This window comes from Bradyrhizobium sp. BEA-2-5 (assembly GCF_032918025.1).
Classification (GTDB): Bacteria; Pseudomonadota; Alphaproteobacteria; order Rhizobiales; family Xanthobacteraceae; genus Bradyrhizobium; species Bradyrhizobium pachyrhizi.
This window is the reverse complement of sequence record NZ_CP136629.1, coordinates 7,963,789-7,985,472: the sequence shown is the minus strand read 5'-3', so window position 1 is coordinate 7,985,472 and position 21,684 is coordinate 7,963,789. Positions and strand designations below refer to the sequence as shown.

The 21,684-nt window shown below is 65.2% G+C and carries 21 protein-coding genes; 10 read left to right on the top strand and 11 right to left on the bottom strand.

Going from position 1 to position 21,684, the window contains the following annotated elements:
• Positions 1-89: 89 nt before the first annotated feature.
• The 4 genes from RX327_RS37310 to RX327_RS37295 all read left to right on the top strand — a co-directional run bounded on the left by RX327_RS37310 (position 90) and on the right by RX327_RS37295 (position 3,314).
• Positions 90-1,166: an amidohydrolase family protein gene (locus tag RX327_RS37310; protein ID WP_317248875.1), complete on the top strand. Its 1,077-nt coding sequence runs from the start codon at positions 90-92 to the stop codon at positions 1,164-1,166.
• On the top strand, positions 1,163-2,272 hold the full coding sequence (locus RX327_RS37305) for an amidohydrolase family protein (protein ID WP_317248874.1): 1,110 nt from the start codon (positions 1,163-1,165) through the stop codon (positions 2,270-2,272). Before RX327_RS37310 ends, RX327_RS37305 begins: the two co-directional genes overlap by 4 nt.
• A 1-nt stretch (position 2,273) precedes the next feature.
• Entirely contained in the window at positions 2,274-2,687 is a 414-nt protein-coding gene (locus tag RX327_RS37300; protein WP_317248873.1) for a Rieske (2Fe-2S) protein, read from the top strand.
• Between the two features lie 114 nt (positions 2,688-2,801).
• A complete protein-coding gene (locus RX327_RS37295; RefSeq protein ID WP_050382540.1) occupies positions 2,802-3,314 on the top strand; it encodes a class I SAM-dependent methyltransferase in 513 nt (170 codons plus the stop codon).
• Positions 3,315-3,353: 39 nt separating this feature from the next.
• Here RX327_RS37295 and tcuB read toward each other — a convergent pair whose 3' ends face one another.
• The 4 genes from tcuB to RX327_RS37275 form a co-directional block, all read right to left on the bottom strand.
• Positions 3,354-4,457, bottom strand: coding sequence for a tricarballylate utilization 4Fe-4S protein TcuB (gene tcuB / locus RX327_RS37290; protein ID WP_317248872.1), 1,104 nt, complete (start codon positions 4,455-4,457; stop codon positions 3,354-3,356).
• A 16-nt stretch (positions 4,458-4,473) separates the two neighbouring features.
• Entirely contained in the window at positions 4,474-5,874 is a 1,401-nt protein-coding gene (tcuA, locus tag RX327_RS37285; protein WP_410712125.1) for an FAD-dependent tricarballylate dehydrogenase TcuA, read from the bottom strand.
• Positions 5,875-6,002: 128 nt separating this feature from the next.
• Entirely contained in the window at positions 6,003-7,259 is a 1,257-nt protein-coding gene (locus RX327_RS37280; RefSeq protein WP_317251410.1) for an MFS transporter, read from the bottom strand.
• Positions 7,260-7,583: 324 nt separating this feature from the next.
• Positions 7,584-8,483, bottom strand: a complete 900-nt coding sequence (locus tag RX327_RS37275) for a transcriptional regulator GcvA (protein WP_317248871.1) — start codon at positions 8,481-8,483, stop codon at positions 7,584-7,586.
• A gap of 118 nt (positions 8,484-8,601) precedes the next feature.
• Here RX327_RS37275 and RX327_RS37270 point away from each other — a divergent pair, with 118 nt between their 5' ends.
• Positions 8,602-8,820 (top strand): DUF1127 domain-containing protein, encoded by a 219-nt coding sequence (locus RX327_RS37270; RefSeq protein WP_050382544.1) that lies wholly within the window; start codon positions 8,602-8,604, stop codon positions 8,818-8,820.
• A gap of 70 nt (positions 8,821-8,890) precedes the next feature.
• The gene (locus RX327_RS37265) at positions 8,891-9,514 is read left to right on the top strand and encodes a GNAT family N-acetyltransferase (RefSeq protein WP_317248870.1); all 624 of its coding nucleotides are present in this window, start codon (positions 8,891-8,893) and stop codon (positions 9,512-9,514) included.
• A 159-nt stretch (positions 9,515-9,673) separates the two neighbouring features.
• Here RX327_RS37265 and RX327_RS37260 read toward each other — a convergent pair whose 3' ends face one another.
• Complete coding sequence (locus RX327_RS37260; RefSeq protein WP_317248869.1) at positions 9,674-10,510, bottom strand: oxidoreductase; 837 nt, start codon at positions 10,508-10,510, stop codon at positions 9,674-9,676.
• Between the two features lie 120 nt (positions 10,511-10,630).
• Between RX327_RS37260 and RX327_RS37255 the strand changes: the two genes are divergently transcribed.
• Positions 10,631-11,518, top strand: a complete 888-nt coding sequence (locus RX327_RS37255; protein WP_028336580.1) for a LysR family transcriptional regulator — start codon at positions 10,631-10,633, stop codon at positions 11,516-11,518.
• A 209-nt stretch (positions 11,519-11,727) separates the two neighbouring features.
• On the opposite strand, the gene RX327_RS37250 is transcribed toward RX327_RS37255, so the two are convergent.
• Both RX327_RS37250 and RX327_RS37245 read right to left on the bottom strand, forming a co-directional pair.
• Entirely contained in the window at positions 11,728-12,558 is an 831-nt protein-coding gene (locus RX327_RS37250) for an enoyl-CoA hydratase (RefSeq protein ID WP_317248868.1), read from the bottom strand.
• A gap of 196 nt (positions 12,559-12,754) precedes the next feature.
• Complete coding sequence (locus RX327_RS37245) at positions 12,755-13,456, bottom strand: SDR family NAD(P)-dependent oxidoreductase (RefSeq protein ID WP_317248867.1); 702 nt, start codon at positions 13,454-13,456, stop codon at positions 12,755-12,757.
• Positions 13,457-13,527: 71 nt separating this feature from the next.
• Here RX327_RS37245 and RX327_RS37240 point away from each other — a divergent pair, with 71 nt between their 5' ends.
• Both RX327_RS37240 and RX327_RS37235 read left to right on the top strand, forming a co-directional pair.
• A complete protein-coding gene (locus RX327_RS37240) occupies positions 13,528-15,309 on the top strand; it encodes an acyl-CoA dehydrogenase family protein (RefSeq protein WP_317251409.1) in 1,782 nt (593 codons plus the stop codon).
• A gap of 53 nt (positions 15,310-15,362) precedes the next feature.
• On the top strand, positions 15,363-16,451 hold the full coding sequence (locus tag RX327_RS37235; RefSeq protein WP_317248866.1) for a Zn-dependent alcohol dehydrogenase: 1,089 nt from the start codon (positions 15,363-15,365) through the stop codon (positions 16,449-16,451).
• Between the two features lie 138 nt (positions 16,452-16,589).
• Here RX327_RS37235 and RX327_RS37230 read toward each other — a convergent pair whose 3' ends face one another.
• From RX327_RS37230 to RX327_RS37215, 4 genes are all read right to left on the bottom strand, one after another.
• Positions 16,590-16,943 (bottom strand): nuclear transport factor 2 family protein, encoded by a 354-nt coding sequence (locus RX327_RS37230; RefSeq protein ID WP_028336576.1) that lies wholly within the window; start codon positions 16,941-16,943, stop codon positions 16,590-16,592.
• Between the two features lie 118 nt (positions 16,944-17,061).
• Positions 17,062-18,531: an amidase gene (locus tag RX327_RS37225; RefSeq protein WP_317248865.1), complete on the bottom strand. Its 1,470-nt coding sequence runs from the start codon at positions 18,529-18,531 to the stop codon at positions 17,062-17,064.
• Between the two features lie 99 nt (positions 18,532-18,630).
• Positions 18,631-19,602, bottom strand: a complete 972-nt coding sequence (gene mbfA / locus RX327_RS37220) for an iron exporter MbfA (protein ID WP_317248864.1) — start codon at positions 19,600-19,602, stop codon at positions 18,631-18,633.
• Between the two features lie 178 nt (positions 19,603-19,780).
• The gene (locus RX327_RS37215) at positions 19,781-20,935 is read right to left on the bottom strand and encodes an alpha/beta hydrolase (RefSeq protein ID WP_317251408.1); all 1,155 of its coding nucleotides are present in this window, start codon (positions 20,933-20,935) and stop codon (positions 19,781-19,783) included.
• 104 nt (positions 20,936-21,039) lie between these two features.
• Here RX327_RS37215 and RX327_RS37210 point away from each other — a divergent pair, with 104 nt between their 5' ends.
• Positions 21,040-21,546 (top strand): hypothetical protein, encoded by a 507-nt coding sequence (locus RX327_RS37210; RefSeq protein WP_050382556.1) that lies wholly within the window; start codon positions 21,040-21,042, stop codon positions 21,544-21,546.
• Positions 21,547-21,684: the final 138 nt, after the last annotated feature.

Genomic DNA, 21,684 nt, shown 5'->3' with positions numbered 1-21,684 from the left:
CAGGCCGCGGCATGGCCTGATTGAATGCAAGACAAGAACCAAGCGCCGCCCGACAAGCTTGTGGTGAGAGCGTGCGCGGAGGAAACATCATGACGTCGCCGATTGCGGGCGGCGTGGATTGCGATCTGCATCCCGCCGTGCCTCACCTCACCAGCCTGCTGCCGTACATGAACGACTACTGGCGCGACCAGGTGACGACGCGCGGCATGACCGACCTGATCTCGCAATCCTATCCCACCAATTCGCCGATCTCGTCGCGGCCGAACTGGCGTCCCGCGCAAGGCAAGCCGGGCTCGAGCCTTGCGGACATGCAACGCCAGGCGCTCGACAGGTTCGGCGCGGCCTACGGCATCTGCAATCCGCTGTACGGCGTGCAGATGGTGTTCTCCGAGGACATGCAGGCCGCCTTCTGCCGCGCGCTGAACGACTGGCTGGCGAAGGAATGGCTCGATCGCGACAAGCGGCTGCGTGGCTCGATCGTGATCCCGACGCAAAGCGTCGAGAAGGCCGTCGCCGAGATCGAGCGCTGCGCCCCGGACAAGCGTTTCGTGCAGGTGCTCGTGCTGGTCATGGGCGACGTGCCGCTCGGCAAGCGAGCGCTGTGGCCGATCTATGAGGCCGCGGAGCGGCTGGAACTGCCGGTCGGCATCCATGCCGGTTCCGCCTACCACAATCCGCCGACGGCGGTGGGGTGGGGGTCCTACCACATCGAGGACTATGTCGGGCAGGCCCAGGCGTTCCAGACCCAGCTCACCAGCCTGATCGTCGAAGGCGTGTTCGCCAAATATCCGCGGCTGAAAATGGTGATGCTGGAGTCCGGCGTTTCCTGGATCGCGCCCTATCTCTGGCGCCTGCACAAGTTCTGGCGCGGGGTGCGGATGGAGACCCCATGGGTCGATCGCGCGCCGCTGGAGATTGTGCGCAGCAACATCCGCTTCTCGTTACAGCCATTTGATGCGCCGCCGGAAGCCGAGACATTAATTCGCCTGTTTGATCATATGCAGTCGGACGAATTGGTCCTATTCTCCACGGACTATCCGCACTGGCAGTTCGATGGTGACGAGGTGCTGCCGCGGGGGTTGTCGCAGGATCTGGTGTGCAAGATCATGATCGATAATCCGCATGCGACCTATGGCCGGCTCAAGGTGAAGGAGATGACGCCATGAACATCCAGCTTCGCGAGCGTCCCGAAACCGCATCGCCGACCAGCGTCAAGACCGCGATCGCCGACTGCGACATCCATCCGGCCCGCGCCACCAAGGATGAACTGTATCCTTATCTCGAAAAGCGCTGGCATGCGCATCTCGAGACCTACGGCGTCCATGCCTATCAGGGCATGATGGAAGGTCCGCCCTATCCGAAAGCCCAGCCCAACGCCTCGCGCCGCGATGCCTATCCGCCGGAGGGCGGACCGCAGGGCTCCTCGCTGTCGTGCATGCAGAAGCAGCTGCTCGATCCCAACAACGTGCAGCTGGGGGTACTCAATCCGCTCAACACCGGGCAGGGCATCCGCAATCAGGATCTCGCCGGCGCGATCTGCACGGCGATCAACGATTGGCAGATCGAGAAATGGACCAGCAAGGATTCCCGGCTGAAAGCCTCGATCGTCGTCGGCAACGAGGACGGGTTGTCGGCCGCAGCCGAAATTCGCGAGCGCGCCGGCGACAAGAACTTCGTGCAGGTGCTGCTGCTCAGCCGCAATGTCGAGCCGCTCGGCCAGCGCCGCTATTGGCCGATCTACCAGGCCGCGGAGGAGGCAGGCCTTCCCGTCGGCGTCCACGCCTTCGGCTTCGGCGGCAACCCGATCACGCCCTCGGGCTGGCCGTCCTATTACATCGAGGAGATGGTCGGGCATTCGCAGTGCCAGCAATCGGCGCTGGCGAGCCTCGTGCTGGAAGGCGTGTTCGAGCGCTTCCCGAAATTGAAGATGGTGATGATCGAGGCCGGCTTCGGCTGGGCGCCGTCGCTGGCGTGGCGGCTCGACAAGGTGTTTTCGCGGCTGCATGCCGAGGTGCCGCATGTGAAGCGGCCGCCGTCGGAATATATCCGCGAGCAGGTGTGGTGGACGACGCAGCCGATGGAGGATCCTGAAAGCCGCGAGGATCTGTTCGACGTTATCAAATGGATCGGCTGGGATCGGCTCTTGTTCGCGACCGACTATCCGCATTGGGATTACGATGAGCCCTCGCGCGTCTTGCCGGCGGGCGTCAGCGACGCCAATCGCCAGGCGTTCTATCTCGACAACGCCAGGCAGCTGTACGGTATCACATAAGATGGCCCGGCATGTCATTGCCGCGGTCGACGAGCTTCCGCCGGGCACGCGAAAATTCCTGGAGATCGACGGACGGCCGATCGCGGTCTTCAACATCAAGGGCGAGTATTTCGGCCTGATGAACCGCTGCCCGCATCAGGGCGCGGCGCTGTGCGAGGGCCCGCTGATCGGGCTCGCGCAATCGAACAATCCCGGCGAGATCGAGTACACGAAGCTCGGTGAGATCATCCGCTGCCCCTGGCACGGCTGGGAGTTCGACATCCGCACCGGCCAATCCTACTGCGACCCCCGTCGCTTCCGCGTGAAGGCCTACCCGGCCCACGTCGAGCCGGGCGCGAGCGTGGTGAAAGGGCCGTATGTCGCGGAGACCATCAAGGTCGCGGTGGAGAGCGACTACGTGGTGGTGGATTTGTAGCCGCGAGGGTCCCGAAATCCTGTTCACCGGAGATGGCAATCGGTGAGCGTCATGCAAAGCATCCTCCTGCGTGCGTTTGGCCGTCCTCGGGGTCTCCTGGGGAGGCTCGGCGGCATGATCATGGCGCGCAGCAATGCAGATTGCGGCGCGTGGGTCGCAGATCGTCTCGAGGTCGGACCTGATGACAGCGTGCTCGAAGTCGGGTTTGGTCCCGGCGTCGTCATTCAACGCCTGTCGACCTTGGTGCCGGCGGGACGCGTCGCGGGCATCGATCCGTCGCAGGAGATGGTCGGGCAAGCTCGCGCCCGGAACGCGGCCGCGATCGAGGATGGTCGTGTCGAGCTTCGGCTTGGCTCCGTGGAACGCATGCCATTCGATGCGGACAGCTTCGACGCGGCGCTGGCGATCAACTCGATGCAAGTCTGGCCGGACGCCGTCGCCGGGCTACGGGAGGTCCGGCGCGTCATGAAGCCGAGCGGCAGGATCGCGCTCGGCTTTACGCGCTACTCCGGACAGCCCAAGGAAGGGGTCGCGGAAAGGCTGGCAGCAGCCGGCTTCACGAGGGTTCAGCTGGTCGAGACAAATGAGTGGTTCTGTGCCCTGGCGACAAAGCCCAATGCAGGATGAGTTCGTAAGCGGGGCTACGCTCCGCCAACCCACCACCATTCATTCCGCCATCATCTGCCGTTCCTGCGCATAGCGCACCAGCGCGGCAAAGCGATAGATGCCGTGCACGAACTTGCCGTAGGGCATGGTGATGAACAGCGCGAACACGGCGCCGAGATGCAGCGCGAGCAGCGGCCCCATCGCGCCGGTCTCGCGCCACAGCAGCAAGGCGAGGCCGGTGATGCTGGTCAGGAACAGCATCAGGATGAACGCGGTGTCCATGCCCATACGCTGCTCGTCGACCAGCACGCGGTCGCGCTTCCATTTCTCGCCGAGCAGGCCGAGCGGGCCGACCACGAGACCGATGCCGCCGAGCGAGCCCAGCACCACGGGCAGGTCCCACCACGGATATGGTGCCTCGCGCCCGAGCAGATAGTGATAGAGCGTGCCGACGCAGGTCGCGGCGAAGCACAGCAGGAAGCCGTAGAAGGTCAGGTGGTGATAGAATTTGCGCCGGTCGGTCGGCTTGTCGTCCTCGTTGTAGCAGCCGACGCCGCCGCCATGGAGATAGCGCAGCTCGCCGGCATCGCGGATGGCCTGCAACAGCGCCTTCGCATCCGTCGTCATGCCGACCGGCTTGCCGATGTCGCGCCAGAACGCCCGCACGCCCATCACCAGCGCCAGGATCGCGTAGAGCAGGGCCAAGCCGAACAGCAGCGCCATCGCATTGTGCGGCATCAGTTTGTAGAACGCGCCGGGACCGGTGTGGATGCCGGTGAGCACGCCGCGATCATTGACCGCGGCGAAGCCGAAGATGAAGGCGGCGATGCTGAGCGCGGCGATGACGCTGATGACGAGCCCGTTGCGCGCGAACGCACCGGACAGCGCCCGCGGCCAGGCGTAGGCCGCATAGGACTCCGCGCGGGCGACCGCGAGCGTCTTGGGGACGTTGACGTTGAACTCGTGCGGCGGCGAGAACTGGCAGTCGACGTAGCAGGCGCCGCAGCCATGGCAGAGATTGGCGAGATAGTTGAGGTCGCCGTCGGAGAAGGCGCGGCGCATCTCCATGGCCGGAAACACCGCGCACAAGCCCTCGCAATAGCGACAGGAATTGCAGACCGTCATCAGACGGTCGGCTTCGTCCAAAATCCTAGTTCCGTGCATCGCGTCAGTCCCGCCTTCAGTTCCGGGCATTCTTGGCTGCTTCTCGGCCGGCGACGCGCCCGAACACGCTGCCGATGGTCATGCCCATGCCGGCGGCATAGCCCTTGCCGAGCACGTTGCCGGCCATGATCTCGCCGGCCGCGAACATGTTGCCTGACGGCTTGCCGCCCTTCATCAGCATCCGCGCCTCCTTGTTCACGCGCGTGCCGAGATAGGTGAAGGTGATGCCGGGCCGGACCGGATAGGCGAGATAAGGCGGTGTCTCGATCCGGCGCGCCCAGTGAGTCTTCGGCGGCGTGATGCCTTCGGTACGGCAGTCGTCCAGGATGGTATGGTCGAAGGTGCCTGATAGCACCGCGGCGTTGAACTCGGTGATGGTCTTCTCCAGCGCGGCCGGATCGAGCTCGAGCTTGCCGGCGAGCTCCGCCACCGTCTGTCCGGCGATCGGCGGAAACAGCGTCGGCATGAAAGAGGTGACCACGGTTGAATCGAAGATGATGTAGGCGATCTGGTCGGGCTGCGCCGCAACCAGCCTGCCCCAGATGGCATAACGCTTCGGCCAGATGTCCTCGCCCTCGTCGTAGAAGCGCTGCGCGTGCTTGTTGACGACGATGCCGAACACGACCGAGTCGTGTCGCGTGATGATGCCGCCGTCGAATTTCGGCGCGCGGGCGTCGATTGCGACCGCATGGCACTGGGTGGGATCGCCGACCTCCTGCACCCCCTTGTCGAGCAGCATCTTCAGGACCGAGCCACGATTATAGGGCGTGCCGCGGATCAGGAAATTGTCGGCGGCCTCGCCCCAATATTGCTTCAGCCATTCGATGTTGGCCTCGAACCCGCCGGCGGCGGCGACCAGGGTCGAGGCGCGGACCTCGGTCTTGCCGCCGACCGGCTGCTTCAGCTGCGCCGAAAGGAACATGCCGTCCTCGACCGTGAGATCGATGACCTCGGCATCGTAGAGGATGTCGACGCCGAGTTCTTCGGCGGTGAGATAGAGCGCGTTGAGCATCGCGCGGCCGCCGCCGAGAAAGAAGGAGTTGGTGCGGCCGAGGCTCAGCGTGCCGCCGAGCGAAGGCTGCCAGCGTACACCCTGCTCCACGATCCAGTTCAGGATGTCCTTGGATTCGCGGATCATGTGGCGCGCCAGCACCTCGTCGGTCTGCCCGCCGGTGACGCGCAGCAGATCCTCCCAGAACTCATCTTCCGTATAGGGACCGGTCAGGATTTCGGTCGCCGCGTCATGGGCGCAGCGCATGTTGCGGGTGTGACGGGTATTGCCACCGCGATAGAACTTTGGCGCGCCTTCCAGCACGAGCACGGATGCGCCGCCGCGCCGGGCGCTGATCGCCGCGCACAGCGCCGCATTGCCGCCGCCGATCACCAGCACGTCGAACCTGCGCGTCAGATCAACCATGCGCTCTTGTTATCGTTGTTGGCATGGAAAGCAACACGGCCGGGCGCATGAGCATGATCCGGAAAAGCGTGTCGCGATTTTCCGGAGAAGTCATGCCCAGCGAGCCCGCCCGGCCGCGAAGTGGAATATCAGGCCGCAACGGTCTCGCGCTGCTCGATGGTCTGGCCGCCACGATAGACGATCAGCGCGGCGACGATGCCGAGAGCTGCGGCGAACATCAGCCAGAAGCCGGGCGAGGCCTTGTCGCCGGTCCGCTCGATCAGCCAGGTCGAGGCGAACGGCGTGAAGGTGCCGAACAGGGCCGCGGCGAGCGCAAACGCCAGCGAGAAGCAGGTGGTGCGGACATGCGCCGGCACGATCTCGACGAGGGCACCCAACATGGTGCCGCTGTAGACGCCGAAATAGAACGAGAACATCATCTCGACCGCGAGCAGCCTGCCGAAGGTCGGCGCCGCCACCAGCCAGTGCAGCGCCGGATAGGCGGTCACCAGCGACAGGCAGGCGATCGTGATCAGCACCGGCTTGCGGCCGATGCGATCGGACAGCGCGCCGCCGACCGGATTCCAGACGAAGTTGGCCACCGCGACGAGCAGCGTGACCAGCAGCGCGTCATGCGTCGACAGCTTCAGCACAGTCTTGCCGAAGGTCGGCGTGTACACGGTGACGAAGTAGAACGTCGTCGTGGTCAGGATGGCGATCATCATGCCGAGGACGACGATGCGCCAGTTGGCGAGCGCGGAGGCGAACACCTCGCTCGCGGTCGGATGCTTCTTCATGGCGAGGAAGGCCGGCGTCTCCTCCAGCGTCCGCCGCAGGAGGAAGATCAGCGGAATGATCAGGCATCCCACGAAGAAGGGAATGCGCCAGCCCCAGGCGGCCACGGTGTCGGCGGGCATCACCTCGGAGAGGATGTAGCCGAGGATCGAGGCCACGAAGATCGCGACCTGCTGGCTCGACGACTGGAACGAGGTGTAGAAGCCGCGATTGCCGGGCGTCGCGATCTCCGCGAGATACACCGACACGCCGCCGAGCTCGACGCCGGCCGAGAAGCCTTGCAGCAACCGGCCGATCAGCACGATGATCGGCGCCGCGATGCCGATGGTCGCGTAGCTCGGGCAGAACGCGATGACGATCGTGCCGAAGGCCATGATGCCGAGCGTGACGATCAGTCCCTGGCGGCGGCCGATGCGGTCGATATAGGCCCCCAGCACGATGGCGCCGACGGGGCGCATCAAGGCGCCGAGCCAGAACACGCCGAAGGTGTTGAGCAGCGAGGCGGTCTCGTTGGTGGAGGGGAAGAACGCCTTGCCGATCGCGGCGGCGTAGAAGCCGAACAGGAAGAAGTCGAACTGTTCGAGGAAGTTGCCGGAGGTGGCGCGCAGGATCGCGCCGACGCGATTTGATCTGCGGGACTTGCGATGAACTCGACTGCGACATAACGCCCTTTCCTCCCCGTGACAAAAACGGCCGGCGCAAATTGTCTCGCCGGCCAAAGCAGTTAACTGCCATGTGCGGCAATTTGGCACGGCTGTCCGGCTCGACCAACCCGGAATCGCGCGGGGGGCTATGGGAAAAAAGCCGTAGATGGAAATCGCAGCGAGCCTTTCGAGCGAAGGGGATACCGGTTCGCGCGAAGAAACCTCGTCAAAACAACGATCTAGCGCTTCGACTCTGGTAGGACCGAAGCCCCGGCCGTCGCGTGCGCCGCATCAGGGCGCGGCGTGCGCCGTTGTGCCGAGCCAGCTTCGGAACGCGGAGAGCTTTGGCGTATCGGCGCGGCCCTCCGGCGCGACCAGGTAGAACCCGGCATCGGCCGGCAGCGCGATCTTGAAGGGCACAACCAGGCGGCCCTTGGCGATGTCGTCCTGGACGTAGGAGGTCCGTCCCATCGCCACGCCGATGCCGTCGATCGCGGCCTGGATGGTCATGAAGATCATGTCGAAGGTGATGCCGGGCTGCCTCGCGATATCGACGGGCAGGCCCGCCGCGGTCAGCCACAGCCGCCAGTCGTCGCTGTTGGCGTTCGAGGTGTGCAGCAGCGTGTGATCCCTGAGGTCTTCAGGGCATTTCAGCGGCCTGGTTCCCTGCAGCAGTGACGGACTGCATACCGGAAACAGCTCGTCCGCCATCAGCCAGTCGGCGCGCACGCCCGGCCACTGGCCGCGGCCATAGCGGATCGCGGCATCGACATTGTCGCGCTGGAAGTCGACGAGGCTGGTCGAGGTGGTGATGCGCACGTCGATGCCGGGATGTTGCTCCTGGAAATCGGTCAGCCGCGGCAGCAGCCATTTTGCCGCGAGCGAGGCCAGCGTCGACACCGTCAGCACGTGATCGTCGTCCCTGCGCAGCAGGCGATCGGTGGCGAGCCGGAGATCGTTGAAGGCGGCTCTGACGCCCGGGAGGTAGTCGCGCGCCTCCGGCGTCAGCGCCAGCGCGCGGTTCTGCCGGATGAACAGGCGGATGCCGAGCTCCTCCTCCAGCCTGCGGATCTGATGGCTGATCGCGGTCTGGGTCACGTTCAGCTCGCTGGCTGCCAGCGTGAAGCTGAGATGGCGCGCGGCGGCCTCGAACGCCCTCAGGCCATTCAGCGAAGGCAGGCGGCTGGTCATTCCTGGAGTGTCTCCAAATACATGACTTTAATTCATGCGAAACGGTACAAAGTGTCGTTTGTGAGCGGGCTGAATAGCTCCGATATTAGCGCCAACAGGTTACCGATAGGAGCCGCAGATGTCCATTTTCACGCATGAATCGATGACAAATAATCATACCCAAAATCATCACGCATCGGGCCTGCTGAACCAGGTCGGCGAGACCCTTCACGTCTGGTGGGAGCGCTACGAACGCCGCCGCGAGTTGTCGCAGTGGACCGAGCGCGACCTGCACGACATCGGCATGTCCCGCAGCGACATCGTGTTCGAAACCGAGAAGCCGTTCTGGCGGGCCTGAGAAGGACGCCACCGCTGGCGTCGCCTCGATCGAGGGACGCCAGCCAATTTCTTCACCCGAGGAGCGTGTCATGGTTGCGCTGCATCTCGACGATCTCAAGCAATACTCTGACGTGCTGCGCGCCAAGAACGGCAGCGAGGTCAAGGTGCGCTTCGTCGAGCCGCGCGACCGCGAGGAGCTGCAGAGCTACATCCGCTCGCTCTCCGCGGGATCCCGTTACAACCGCTTCCTGGGCGCGTTGAGCGAGCTGCCGAAGACGGAGCTCGAGCGTTTCATCCATGTCGGCGAGGCTGACCGGTTCACGATCGTTGCGACCATGATGGTCGACGGCTTCGAGACCATCGTGGCCGAAGCGCGCTACGCCTTCCATGCCGATAATTCGAGCGTCGAGTTCGGCCTGTCGATCGATGACCGGTGGCAGGGCAACGGCATCGGCAAGGCGCTGCTCAGGAATCTCGAATGCCGCGCGGCGTCCTTCGGAGCCGCGCGCATCTTCGGCGACACACTGCGTTCCAATGCGACGATGATCGGCCTCGCCCGGAAGTTGGGCTACGCCTTCAGCCAGAGCCCCGGCGACTGGAAGCTGGTGCGCTTCGTGAAAGAGATCCACGTCGAACCGCAAGACATTCCCTGTGCCAGCTGGCGGCTTGCCGCCACTTCCCGCTCGGCCGCGATGTCCTCGCTTGCGGTTTGACTGACTGGCCCGGTTCTGGCCCCTCCAGAACCGGGCCCTTTTCTCTAGCCCGTGCCTTTGCCGCGATTTCCGCTCGTCATGCGCGGGCTCGACCCGCGCATCCATCGAGCGAAAGCGTTTCTTTCGATGGATTGCCGGGTCAAGCCCGGCAACGACGGATCAGGCTTCCTCCGTAAAATCCGTCGACGTCGCCACCGTCCGCCATTCCGCGAGCTCCCTCGCGACGAACGCATTCTTGGTCTCGATCCGCTCCACGGTGTCGCTGCCGAGCGGCAGCCGCAGCGGCGGGTTGTCGGCGTTGACGAGCTTGAGCATCGCGCCGGCGAGCTTGCGCGGGTCGCCGCGCTGGCCGTGGTTGAAATCGGCGGCGACGGCGCGGGTCTTGCCGACGCTCGCATGATAATCCTCGATCTGATGCGCGGTGCGCGACAGCGAACTCTCGTCGAGGAAGTCGGTTCGGAAGAAGCCGGGCTCGACCACCGTCACCTTGATGCCGAGCGGCGCGACTTCGGCGGCCAGCGCCTCGCTGATGCCTTCCACCGCGAACTTGGTCGCGCCGTAGACGCCCCAGCCCGGATAGCCGGTGTAGCCGCCGACCGAGGAGATGTTGATGACGTGGCCCGAACGTTGCCGGCGCATATGCGGCAGCACCGCGCGGGTGGCGCCGAGCAGGCCGAACACGTTGGTGCCGAACAGCCGCTGCGTCTCCGCGGCGCTGGCCTCCTCGATCGCGCCGAGAAGGCCGTAGCCCGCATTGTTGATCAGGATATCGATGCGGCCGAACTTTTTGACCGCCTCGCCGGCCGCGGCGTGGGCCTCGGCCTCGCTGGTGACGTCGAGCCTTGTGGCCAGCAGCCGCTCATGCTGGCCGAGGCGGGCGGTGACGGTCGCGGGATCGCGAGCGGCGGCCACTACCGCATCGCCGGCCTTGAGCGCGGCTTCCGCGATCAGGGCGCCAAACCCCCGGGAAGCTCCTGTGATGAACCAGACACGCATGATCTTGCCCTTTCCTGGAAGGCCCGGCGCACTGCCGGGCTGATGGGCAAAGGGATAGCGGCTCGCCATAATTGAGATAATCAGCTATATATTCTTCAAGCTACTGAGTAAAATTCATCAATGCGGATCGATCCTTCGGACCTCGCCACCTTCCTCGCGATCGCCCGCCACAAGAGTTTTCGCGCGGCGGCGACCGAGCTTGGCGTGTCCGCCTCGGCGCTGTCGCATGCGCTGCGCAACATCGAGGAGCGGCTCGATCTGCGCCTGGTCAACCGCACCACCCGCAGCGTGGCGCTGACCGAGGCCGGGGAGCTTTTGTTCGCGCGGATCAGTCCGGCGTTTCGCGACATCGACGATGCGCTGGAGGACCTCAACAATTTTCGCGGCAAGCCGGCGGGCACGCTGCGCTTCACCGCGGCGCGCCAGTCGGCGCAACTGGTGCTGCTGCCGATCGTCACGCGCTTCCTGAAGGCGTTTCCTGATATCAGCGTCGAGATCATGATCAACGACGCGTTGATCGACATGGTCGCCGCGGGTTTCGATGCCGGCGTGCGGTTCGGCGAGACCATTGCTGCCGACATGATCGCCGTGCCGATCGGGCCGCGGCATCGCTTTGCCGTGGTCGGCTCGCCGGCCTATTTCAAGACGCACAAGCCGCCGGTGACGCCGCACGACCTGAAAGACCTGCCCTGCATTCGCTACCGCTTCACCTCCGGCGCGATCTATCGCTGGGAGTTCGAGCGCGGCGGCATCGAGGTCGATATCGACGTCGCGGGGCCGCTCACGCTGAACGACCAGGATCTGATGGTCGATGCGGCGCTCGACGGGGCAGGGCTCGCCTATGTGTTCGAGGCGCAGGTCGAGGCGCTGATCGCCAAGAGAAAACTGGTGCGCGTGCTGGCCGACTGGTGCCCGGCCTATCCCGGGTTCTTCCTCTATTACCCAAGCCGCCGCCAGTTGCCGGCCGCGCTGCGGGCGTTCGTGGATTTTTCGCGCGGCAGCCCGTAGCCCGGATGGAGTTGCGTAGCCCGGATGAAGCGAAGCGCAATCCGGGAGACTACGTCCGCGGTAAGACCGATCCCGGATTTCGCCGCGCTTCATCCGGGCTACGAGATCGTTATGCGCGGGCTTGACCCGCGCATCCATCAAACAAAAAGGCATTCCTTTGGGATGGATTGCCGGGTCAAGCCCGGCAATGACGGGACACTGAACGGGGATCAACTTCCCCGGAACACCGCCTTGCGCTTCTCGATGAAGGCCTGCACCGCCTCCTTGTGATCCGCGGTCGTGGTCAGGCGGATCAGTCGTTCAGCCTCGTGGTCGCGCGCCGTTTCGAAGTCGAACAGCAGGGCCTCGTCGAGATTGTCCTTCATGTAGCGCAACGCCAGGCGCGGGCCTTCGGCGAGCGATCTGGCCAGCGCGAAGGCCTCGGTTTGCAGCTTGTCATCAGGCACCACGCGGTTGACGAGGCCGATGTGCTCGCATCTTAAGGCATCGACCTTCTCCGAGGTGAACATCAGCTCGCGGGCGCGCGAGGTGCCGACCAGCCGCGTCAATAGCCAGGCCATGCCGTAATCGCCGCTCAGCGCCACGCGTAAGTAACCGGTCGAGATGAAGGCGGATTGTGCGGCGATGCGGATATCGCAGGCCATGGCGATGGCAAGCCCGGCGCCGACCGCGGGACCGGGCAGCGCGGCGATGGTCGGCTTGCGCACCGACACCAGCGCGCCGGTCAGCAGCCGTTGCCGCTCCTGAAGGTCGGCAACCTTGTCGTCAAAGGACATGTCCAGCTTCGCCTTGTCGCGATGTGCGCCCATGCCCTTGACGTTGCCGCCGGCACAGAACGCTTCGCCCGCGCCGGTGAGCAGCAACGCGCCGACACCGGGATCCTCGCCGCAGGTCCGGATCATCGTGCGCAGCGCCGGCGTCAGGTTATCGGATAGCGCATTGCGCGCCTCCGGCCGGTTCAGCGTGATGATCGCGACGCGGTCGCGGACGACGCAGAGGAGTTCACTGGTGCCGGTATCGATCTTGATTTCGTTCGACATGTTTTCCTTCCCCAGTTTCATCCGTCATTACGAGCCACCCGGTCGGCGTGGAGCGCCGCCGGATGACAGGCTCCGCGAAGCAAATCCATGCCGCCGCAAGTGGAGGAATGGATTGCTTCGTCGCTTCGCTCCTGGCAATGACGAATGTGGCGGCGGTTTGCGTCCAGCCTACGCTGCTTGCATGATCTCCGTCATCTCAAAACCTCTCCACCCAGGGCCGCAGCTCCAGCTCCCAGCTCCAGGCGCTGCGCGGCTGCTGCAGCACGTTCCAATAGTTCGCTGCGATCGCGTCGGGATCGAGCATCGAATCCGGCTTGTCCGCCGGTTCGGTTCGCGCCGCGCTGCGGATGCCGCCGTCGATGACGAAATGTGCGACATGGATGCCCTGTGGCGATAGCTCGCGCGCCATGCTCTGTGCGAGTCCGCGCAGCGCGAACTTGCCCATCGCGAACGGGGCCGACTGCGCATAGCCCTTGACGCTGGCGGAAGCGCCGGTGAACAGGATCGCGCCGTGCTTGTTCGGCAGCATGCGCCTGGCCGCCTGCTGCGCCACCAGGAAGCCGCCAAAGGCGCTGACCGCAATCGCCTGCGCGACCTCGGCCGGAACGAGCTCGATGAAAGGCCCGCGCGTGCGGCCGCTGGCATTGTAGACGACGAGGTCGGGCGTTCCGATCTCGCGCTCAACGAGGCCGAACAGCCGCTCCACCTCGTCGGGCTCGGTGGCGTTGCAGGCATAGGCCTTGGCACCGGTCTCGCTGCAGAGCGCGCCGAGCTTCTCGATGCTGCGGGCGCCGAGTGCCACGCGAATTCCCTCCCGCGAAAATAGCCGCGTCAACGAGGCGCTGAGGCCCTCGCCGGCGCCGACGATCAGGGCGATCTTGTATTTTGGAATATCCATTGGGCTTTCCTTTGCTCGGCCGGAGGAGGATAGTCGTGCCCAAACAAATGAGCACCGAAGCCGGGAATTCAATGCAGCCGCACAAGCAGGATCCGAAAACGTCAGCCGCCAGCCAGCCGAGGCTGCTGGCGCCCGATACGACGGGAATGAATTTCTACCGGGCCGATCCGGCGCTGACCGACCTTCTGAAGCTGCATCTGCCCGATGCATTGTTCCGTCATATCGAGCCGCATCTCGACCGTCTCGGCGAGCTCGCCGGCGGCCATCTCGACGAGTGCGCGCGGCTCGCGGACCGGCACACGCCCGTTCTGCACCAGCGCGACAAGTTCGGCCGCGACATGCAATGGATCGAATACCACCCGGCCTATCGCGAACTGGAGAACGCCGCGTTCGGCGAGTTCGGCATCCATGCGCTCTCGATCCGCAAGGGCATCATGGGCTGGCCGGACAAATATCCCGTCGTCGCCAAGCACGCCTTCACCTTCCTGTTCAACCAGACCGAATTCGGCATGGGCTGCCCGATCAACGTCACCGACGGCTGCGCCAAGCTGCTGGCAAGTTTCGGCAGCGAGGCGCTGAAGGCGAAATATCTCGACGGCCTGACCTCGACCGACATGAGCAAGCTGACGCAGGGCGGCCAGTTCATGACCGAGAAGGAGGGCGGCTCCGACGTCGGCACGCTGACCACGCGTGCGGTGCAGGAGGGTGACCATTGGCGTCTCTACGGCGAAAAATGGTTCTGCTCGAATGCGGACGCGAAGGTCGTGATGCTGCTGGCGCGTCCTGAAGGGGCGGGCCCCGGCACGCGCGGCGTCGGCCTGTTCCTGATGCCGCGCTTTCTCGACGACGGCTCGCAGAACAACTACCGGATCGTGCGCCTCAAGGACAAGCTCGGCACGCGTTCGATGGCCTCGGGCGAGATCAAGCTCGAAGGCGCGATCGCCTACGCGGTCGGCAAGCTCGACCGCGGCTTCGTGCAGATGGCCGAGATGGTGAACTCGTCGCGGCTCTCCAACGGCGTCAAGTCCACCGCGCTGATGCGCCGCGCCTATCACGACGCGATGACGGTGGCGACGAACCGCGTGGTGTTCGGCAGCCGCATCATCGACCTGCCGCTCGGTCGCCGCCAGATGCTGAAGATCATGCTGCCGGTCGAGCAGGCGCTGTCGATGAGCTTTCTCACCGCCGATGCGCTCGATCGCGCCGAAGCGGGAAGTCAGGATGCGGCGGCGCTCCTGCGCATCCTCACCCCGACGCTGAAATTCCGCGCCACGCGCGATGCGCGCAAGGTCTGCGGCGATGCGCTCGAGATGCGCGGCGGCATCGGCTATATCGAGGAATTCGCCACCGCCCGTCTGCTGCGCGATGCCCATCTCGGCTCGGTCTGGGAGGGCACCGGCAACATCGTGGCCATCGATGCGCTGCGGCGCGCGGTCGGCCGTCACGGCGCGGACTCCGCGCTCGCGGCCGATCTGCACGCCCGGCTCGACGACAGCCCGAATGTTCCGCAAGCCTGGTGCAACCAGCTGCGCGACCTCAGCGACCGCGCGGTCGCGTTTGCGCGCGAGGTGGCGAGCCGCGTCGACAATGAGGGCGACGCGCGCCGCGCCACCAGCCTGCTCTATCATGTCGCGAGCGCGGTCGCGCTCGCCTGGGAGGCGCATCGCATCCACGACATGCGCGGCGATGCGCGCCGCCTGCTGCTGTCGCGCCTCGTCATCGATCATCGGGTGTCGCCGAGCGATCCGTTCCGGCTGACGGAAAATACCGTTCAGCGCAGGATGACCGGGCACCTGCTCGGCGATCGCGCGGTCGGCATGGCCGAGGTTGGCGAATTGCTTGACGCAGCGTAGGCTGCTGCGCGAGCGAACTTTTCAAACAATCAAAAACGTCAAGGGAAACACCGATGAAGGCCGCCGTCCTCCATGAAGTCAACCAGCCGCTCGTCATCGAGGACATCAGCCTGCCGAAGCCCGGTCCGCGCGAGGTGCTGATCCGCACCGCGGTCGCCGGCCTCTGCCACTCCGACCTGCATTTCATGGAAGGGCTCTATCCGCATCCGCTGCCGGCGGTGCTCGGCCACGAATCCGCCGGCGTGGTCGAGCAGGTCGGCTCCGACGTCACCTACGTCAAGCCGGGCGACCACGTCGTCACCTGCCTGTCCGTGTTCTGCGGCACCTGCGACAACTGCACCACGGGCCGCACCGTGCTCTGCACCGACACCACGGTGAAGATGCTGCCGGGCGTCTCCAACCGCCTGTCATGGGGCAGGAAGGAGAAGCTCAACCAGTTCCTCAATCTGTCGTCGTTCGCGGAGCAGATGCTGGTGCACGAGAATGCCATCGTCAAAATCAGGAAGGAGATGCCGCTCGATCTCGCCGCGCTGATCGGCTGCGGCGTCATCACCGGCTACGGCGCGGTGGTGAACACGGCGAAGGTGACGGCCGGCGAGACCGTCGCCGTGATCGGCTGCGGCGGCGTCGGCATGGCCGCGATCAACGGCGCGCAGATCGCCGGCGCCGGCCGCATCATCGCCATCGACACCAATCCGGCCAAGCTCCAGCTCGCGACCAAGCTCGGCGCCACCGACATCGTCAACCCCGCTGACGGCGACGTGGTCAAGCAGGTGCGCGACCTCACCAATGGCGGCGTGCATCATTCCTTCGAGGTGCTCGGCCGCAAGGAGACCGCGGAGCAGGCCTTCGGCATGCTCGCCTCGGGTGGCACCGCGACCATCGTCGGCATGATTCCGTTCGGCCAGAAGATCGAGCTGCACGGCTTCGACTTCCTGCGCGAGCGCAAGATCCAGGGCTCGTCGATGGGCTCCAACCATTTCCGCGTGGACATGCCGCGCCTGGTCGATTTCTACCTGCGCGGCCGCCTGCACCTTGAGGACTGGATCTCGGCCAAGCTGAAGCTGTCGGAGATCAACGAGGGCTTTGCCAACATGAAGGCCGGCAAGACGCTGCGCAGCGTGATCATGTTCGATAGCTGAGCGTGTGTCGTTCCGGCGTGGGCCGGGACCCATACGCCGCGGCCTTGCTTTGGGCACGTGGGTGGACGACTTTCTTTACTCACCACAAGCTGCGGTGGTTATGGGTCCCGGCCTGCGCCGGGACGACACCTGAATCGCTCACCGCGCCACATGCGCGGACACCGCGAGCCATTTTCCGTTCTGCCGCGCCCAACAATCGGTATAGCGGCCGTGCGCCGGCTCGCCGTCCGCGTTGGTGTAGCTGGTCTGGGCGTGGATGATGGCGAAATCGCCGAGGATGCGGATTTTGACGTCTTCGGCCTTCAGCCCCTTGATCTTCACCGGGATCGCCGTCTGCTTCAGGAAGGCCGCGCGGTCGACCAGGCTCTTGTCGGGATTGGTGCAGTAGAAGTCCTGCGCCAGGATCTCATCGAAGCGCTTGACGTCGCAGTTCTGAACTGAATCGACGTAATCCTTGTTGAGCTTCGTCAGCTCCTCGAGGTCATTGCTCATTGGCTTTCTCCCGGTTTCCCCTCGTCACTGCGAGGAGCGAAGCGACGACGCAATCCACGCCTCCGCGCAGACGGATATATGGATTGCTTCGCTTCGCTCGCAATGATGATGGCAAGTATCAATCGTCGAACATCTTCGGCAGCACGAACCCGCCGGACTCGCGCTCGATCAGCTCGGCGAGCTTCAGCGGCGTGCGATCCTCCAGCCACGGGCCGACGATCTGCACGCCGACGGGCAGTCCGTCGGGCGCAAAGCCGGTCGGGATCGCAGTCGAAGGCAGGCCGGGCAGGGTCGCGATGCCTGGCCAGGCGAGCTGGTCGGTGTAGATGTGCGGCACACCGTCGATCAAAATCCGCCTCTGCTCCTGGTCCGGCGAATGGTCATGCGGAAAGGCCGGCGTCGGCATGATCGGGCAGATCACCGCGTCGAAGCTCTTGAACAGCGCGCGCCATTGCGCCCGCAACCGCGAGCGGGCGACCGTCGCCTGCACCCAGTCGCGGTGGCTGAGCGCGATGCCGCGCAGCCGCTCGGCCTGCAGGCTGGTGTCGCCGGCGGGCAGCGCGGCCGCCGCCGCGCAGGCGCCGGCATAGACCTCCGGCGGGAAGGTCGCGGCGAGGAACGACAGCAGCATCCGCATATAGAGCCGCGAGGACGCCGCGAAATCCGGTAGCAGCGGGCTCGAACGCGATATCTTCGCGCCGGCCTTGTCGAGATGGCTCGCGAGCTTGTCGATCCTGCCGCGCACCGCCTTGTCGGTCGGCAACACCGGATCGGTGTCGATGACGAGGATGCGGAAATCCTTCAGGCCGGCGTGGCGCGCCGCCGGCAGGTCGAGGCGATAGGCCTTGCCGGCATCGAGCGGATCGGGTGCAGCCATCACGTCGAGCAGCAGCGACAGGTCGGCCGCGCCGCGCGCCATCGGGCCGGTCACCGCAAGGTCGCGCTCATAGATGATGGGCGGCGCCGGCGGCGCGGTGTGGCCGCGCGACGGCAGCAGCGCGAAAGTCGGCTTGTGCGCGAAGACGCCGCAATGAAATGCCGGCACACGCAGGGAGCCGCCGATATCGGAGCCGGCGAGCGCGCAATAGCCCGCGGCGAGGGCTGCGGACGATCCCCCGGATGATCCGCCCGGCGTGCGGCCGAGATCATAGGGGTTGTTGGTGGTGCCGTAGATGTCGTTGTAGCTCTGCCAGTCTCCGAGGCCGACCGGCACGTTGGTCTTGCCGAGGATCACGCCGCCGGCCTGCTTCACCCGCTGAATCGACAGCGCGTCCTCGGTCGGGACGAAGTCCTTTTGCGGCGGGAAGCCCCAGGTCGTCGGCAATCCCGCGACGTTGAAGGATTCCTTCACCGTCATGGGGATGCCGAGCAGCGGCCTGTGCTCGCCGCGCGCGATCGCGGCATCCGCGGCGCGGGCGGCGGCGAGGCCGCGCTCGAAATCGCGCACACAGACCGCGTTGACCTTGCCGTCGTGGCGCTCGATGCGGCCGATCGCGTCCTGTGCGAGCTCGACCGCCGAGACCTGCTTGTTGCGCAGCGCCTTCGACAGGTCGACGGCGGTCTTGAAGCTGTATTGCGATTTGGCCACGGCGTGCTCCCGGTTTGTTGTTGGCGCGATGATGGGCAGTTTGGTTGCCGCCCGCAAGCGCTGTAGCCGTGACGTTGTCGCCGTGTTTGATCGGAATTGCTACGCCGCGCCGATCACGATCCCGACCGCCAGCACGATGGCGCCGCCGAGCACGATCTGGAACACGGCCTGGAGGAACGGCGTGTCCATGTAGCGCGAGCGGATGAAGGCGATCGCCCACAATTCGAAGAACACGACAATGCAGGCGATTCCCGTCGCGATCCAGAACGCGTTGGCCCAGTTGTCGGGAACGAGATAGGGCGCGGTGTGGCCGAGCCCGCCGAGCGTCGTCATCGCGCCGCAGGTGATGCCGCGCAGCCAGGGCGAGCCGCGCCCCGTGAGCGAGCCGTCGTCGGACAGCGCTTCTGCAAAGCCCATGCTGATGCCGGCGCCGATCGAGGCGGCGAGGCCCACCAGAAAGGTTTGCCAGTTCTGATGCGTGGCAAAGGCGGCCGCGAACAGCGGCGCCAGCGTCGAGACCGAGCCGTCCATCAGGCCGGCAAGGCCCGGCTGCACATATTGCAGCACGAACATCCGCCGTCGCGTACGGTCTTCCTCGGCGCGCACGTCGGGCTTCAGGATCTCGCCGGTCAGCTTCACCGCGAGCTTCTCGTGGCCCTTCTCCTCCTCGGCGAGGTCGCCGAGCAGCCGGCGCACGTTGACGTCCTCGGCCTGGTCGGCGGCCTTGGCGTAGAAGCGCTCGGCCTCGAACTCCATGGTCTCGACTTCCCGGCGGATCGTGTCGAGCGGCAGGTTCTTGGTCAGCCAGATCGGGCGGCGGCGCAGGAAGCCCTTGACGTCCTCGCGGCGGATCGGCGGCAAATGCTGGCCGAAGCGCTGCTCGTACGTTTCCAGCAGCATGTGGCGGTGGCCGCGCTCCTCCTCGGCCATCTGCTCGAACAGCTTCGCGGAGTCGGGATAGCGCTCCTTCAGATCCTCGGCGAAGGTCATGTAGATCCGGCTGTCCTCCTCCTCGGAGGAGATCGCAACCGCCAGCACCTCGCGCTCGGTCAGATCGGCAAAATTCTTCACGGCAACGCCTTGTTCACGGAGTTTAGAATTAGAATAGTTCTAAACTATAGGGTTGCGGTGGCACCCGGTCAAATCCGGATCGGCCCGGATTCGCTGCTGCAGCACCGGCAAGCCGCGCGGATTGGGCGAGGAACACGCGTGAGATCAACGGGATGCGACGCGACGGCCGAATGGGCGTCTAGCGCTGCGCGCCGACCTCTCGCAGGAATGTGAGCAACAGGCGGCTCACCTCGGCCGGCTGCTCCTGCTGGACCCAATGGCCGGCGCCGTCGACGAGATGGCAGCCGAGCATCTTGATGCAGGCCTTGCGCTGCATCGCCTCGAACACGCCGGGCCGTTGATAGGTACCCCAATCCTGCTTGCCGGAAACGAAGGCGGACGGCTGGTCGATCGTGCGGTCGCTCCAGGTCTGTAGTTCCGGGACGAACGCGCCCGAGGTGCCGCAGCGATACCATTGCAGGCCGCCCTGGAATCCGGTGCGGCCATATTCGGCGCTGTAGTAAGCGAGTTCGCGGTCCGGCAGCCATTTGTTGGCGGCGATCGCCTCGCGTGACGGCATCTCCTCGGCGACGGTGGCGGCCATGTCCTTGGCGAGATCCATCACGTAATAGGTCGGCAGTTTTGCCAATTCGCCCGCCGACCACGATTCGAGCGGATAGGGCTTGTTGCCGGTCCAGTCCGCGCTCTTGTGATGATAATAGGCGCGCAGGAAATCATGCAGGCCCTGCGACGCGCGCTGCATGTCGGCGTTCGCCTCGCGCGTCGCGTAGTACCATTGATAGTGTTTTCGCGGCCGCGGCAGCGCGGCAAGCGCGCGATGGACGGGGTCTTCGGCCGCAGGCTTTGCCGGCGCGCTCGCGGTGTTGAACGGCAGCGACGGCGGCCCCGAAAACGGCGCGCTCATCATCACGACCGCGCGGAACACGTCGGGCCGGATCAGCGCGCACCACGCCGCGACCGACGAGCCGAAATCGTGCCCGATCACGGCATCGACGTGCTTGTAGCCGAACGCTGCGACCAGCCCGAGCGCATCGCGCACCAGATTGGGCAGGCGGAATGACGCGAGATCGCCGTCGTACTCCGCGCTCCATCCCGTCGTGCGTCCATAGCCGCGCTGATCCGGCGCGATCACGTGATAACCCGCATCGGCCAGCGCCGGCATCACCTTGCGCCAGGAGAACGCCAGCTCGGGAAAGCCGTGCAGCAGCAACAGACAGGGCCGGCCGGATGTTTCAAAGCCCGCTTCCAGCACATGCATGCGCAGGCCGTTGATCCCGTCGACATAACGCGAGCGGATGGTGGAGGGCAGCGGGACGTCGGGGAGCGTTTCCATCGTGCAGATCACCTGTTGGGCATCGCCGCAGAACCAGCGCATTTGGCTGTATGCTGGCGGCCATTGATTGACGATAGCAATTTTGCCCAGGGGATGCATACCGCATGCGCCACGCGAGGATTGCAGAGCTGCCCGGCTGGATGTCGCGTCTCGGCGTGATGATCGTGGCGGCAAGTCTGGTGCTGATGTCGGCGGTGCGTGCCGCCGACATCAAGCAGCTCACCGAGAAACTGCCGCGCGCCTATGTCGGCGAATTCCTGTGGGACGGCGACAACGCGGTGCAGAACGTCGTCATTACCTTCGACAAAGTGCAGGCCCTGAACGAGCAGAACGCGGAAGCGCGCGGCTGCGGTTCATATGAGGTCGGCCGCCACGTGACCAAGATCGGCGTGCAGATGTTCATCCGGCTGTCCGATCTCGAGGTCGAGATCTTCGAACGCTCGCCCGATGGCAACGGAGCGTTCGAAACCGACGGCAGCCATCGCGGCAAGCTGTCGGAAGATCTTCAGCAGATCGATGCGCAATGGACCACCACGGCATCAGGCAAGCACGGCCAGCTGCATCTGCGTGCCGTGGCATCGGTCGCGTGCGCACCGGCGGAGGATTTGTAGTGCTGCATAACGGCAGAATTGGAGACGGGGAAGCGTCGTCCGTCCTTCACCCTCCCCTGGAGGGGGAGGGTCGGCTCACGGCGAGCGCAGCGAGATGTGAGGCGGGGTGGGGTGATCTCTCAACACGGGCAGAGGCCG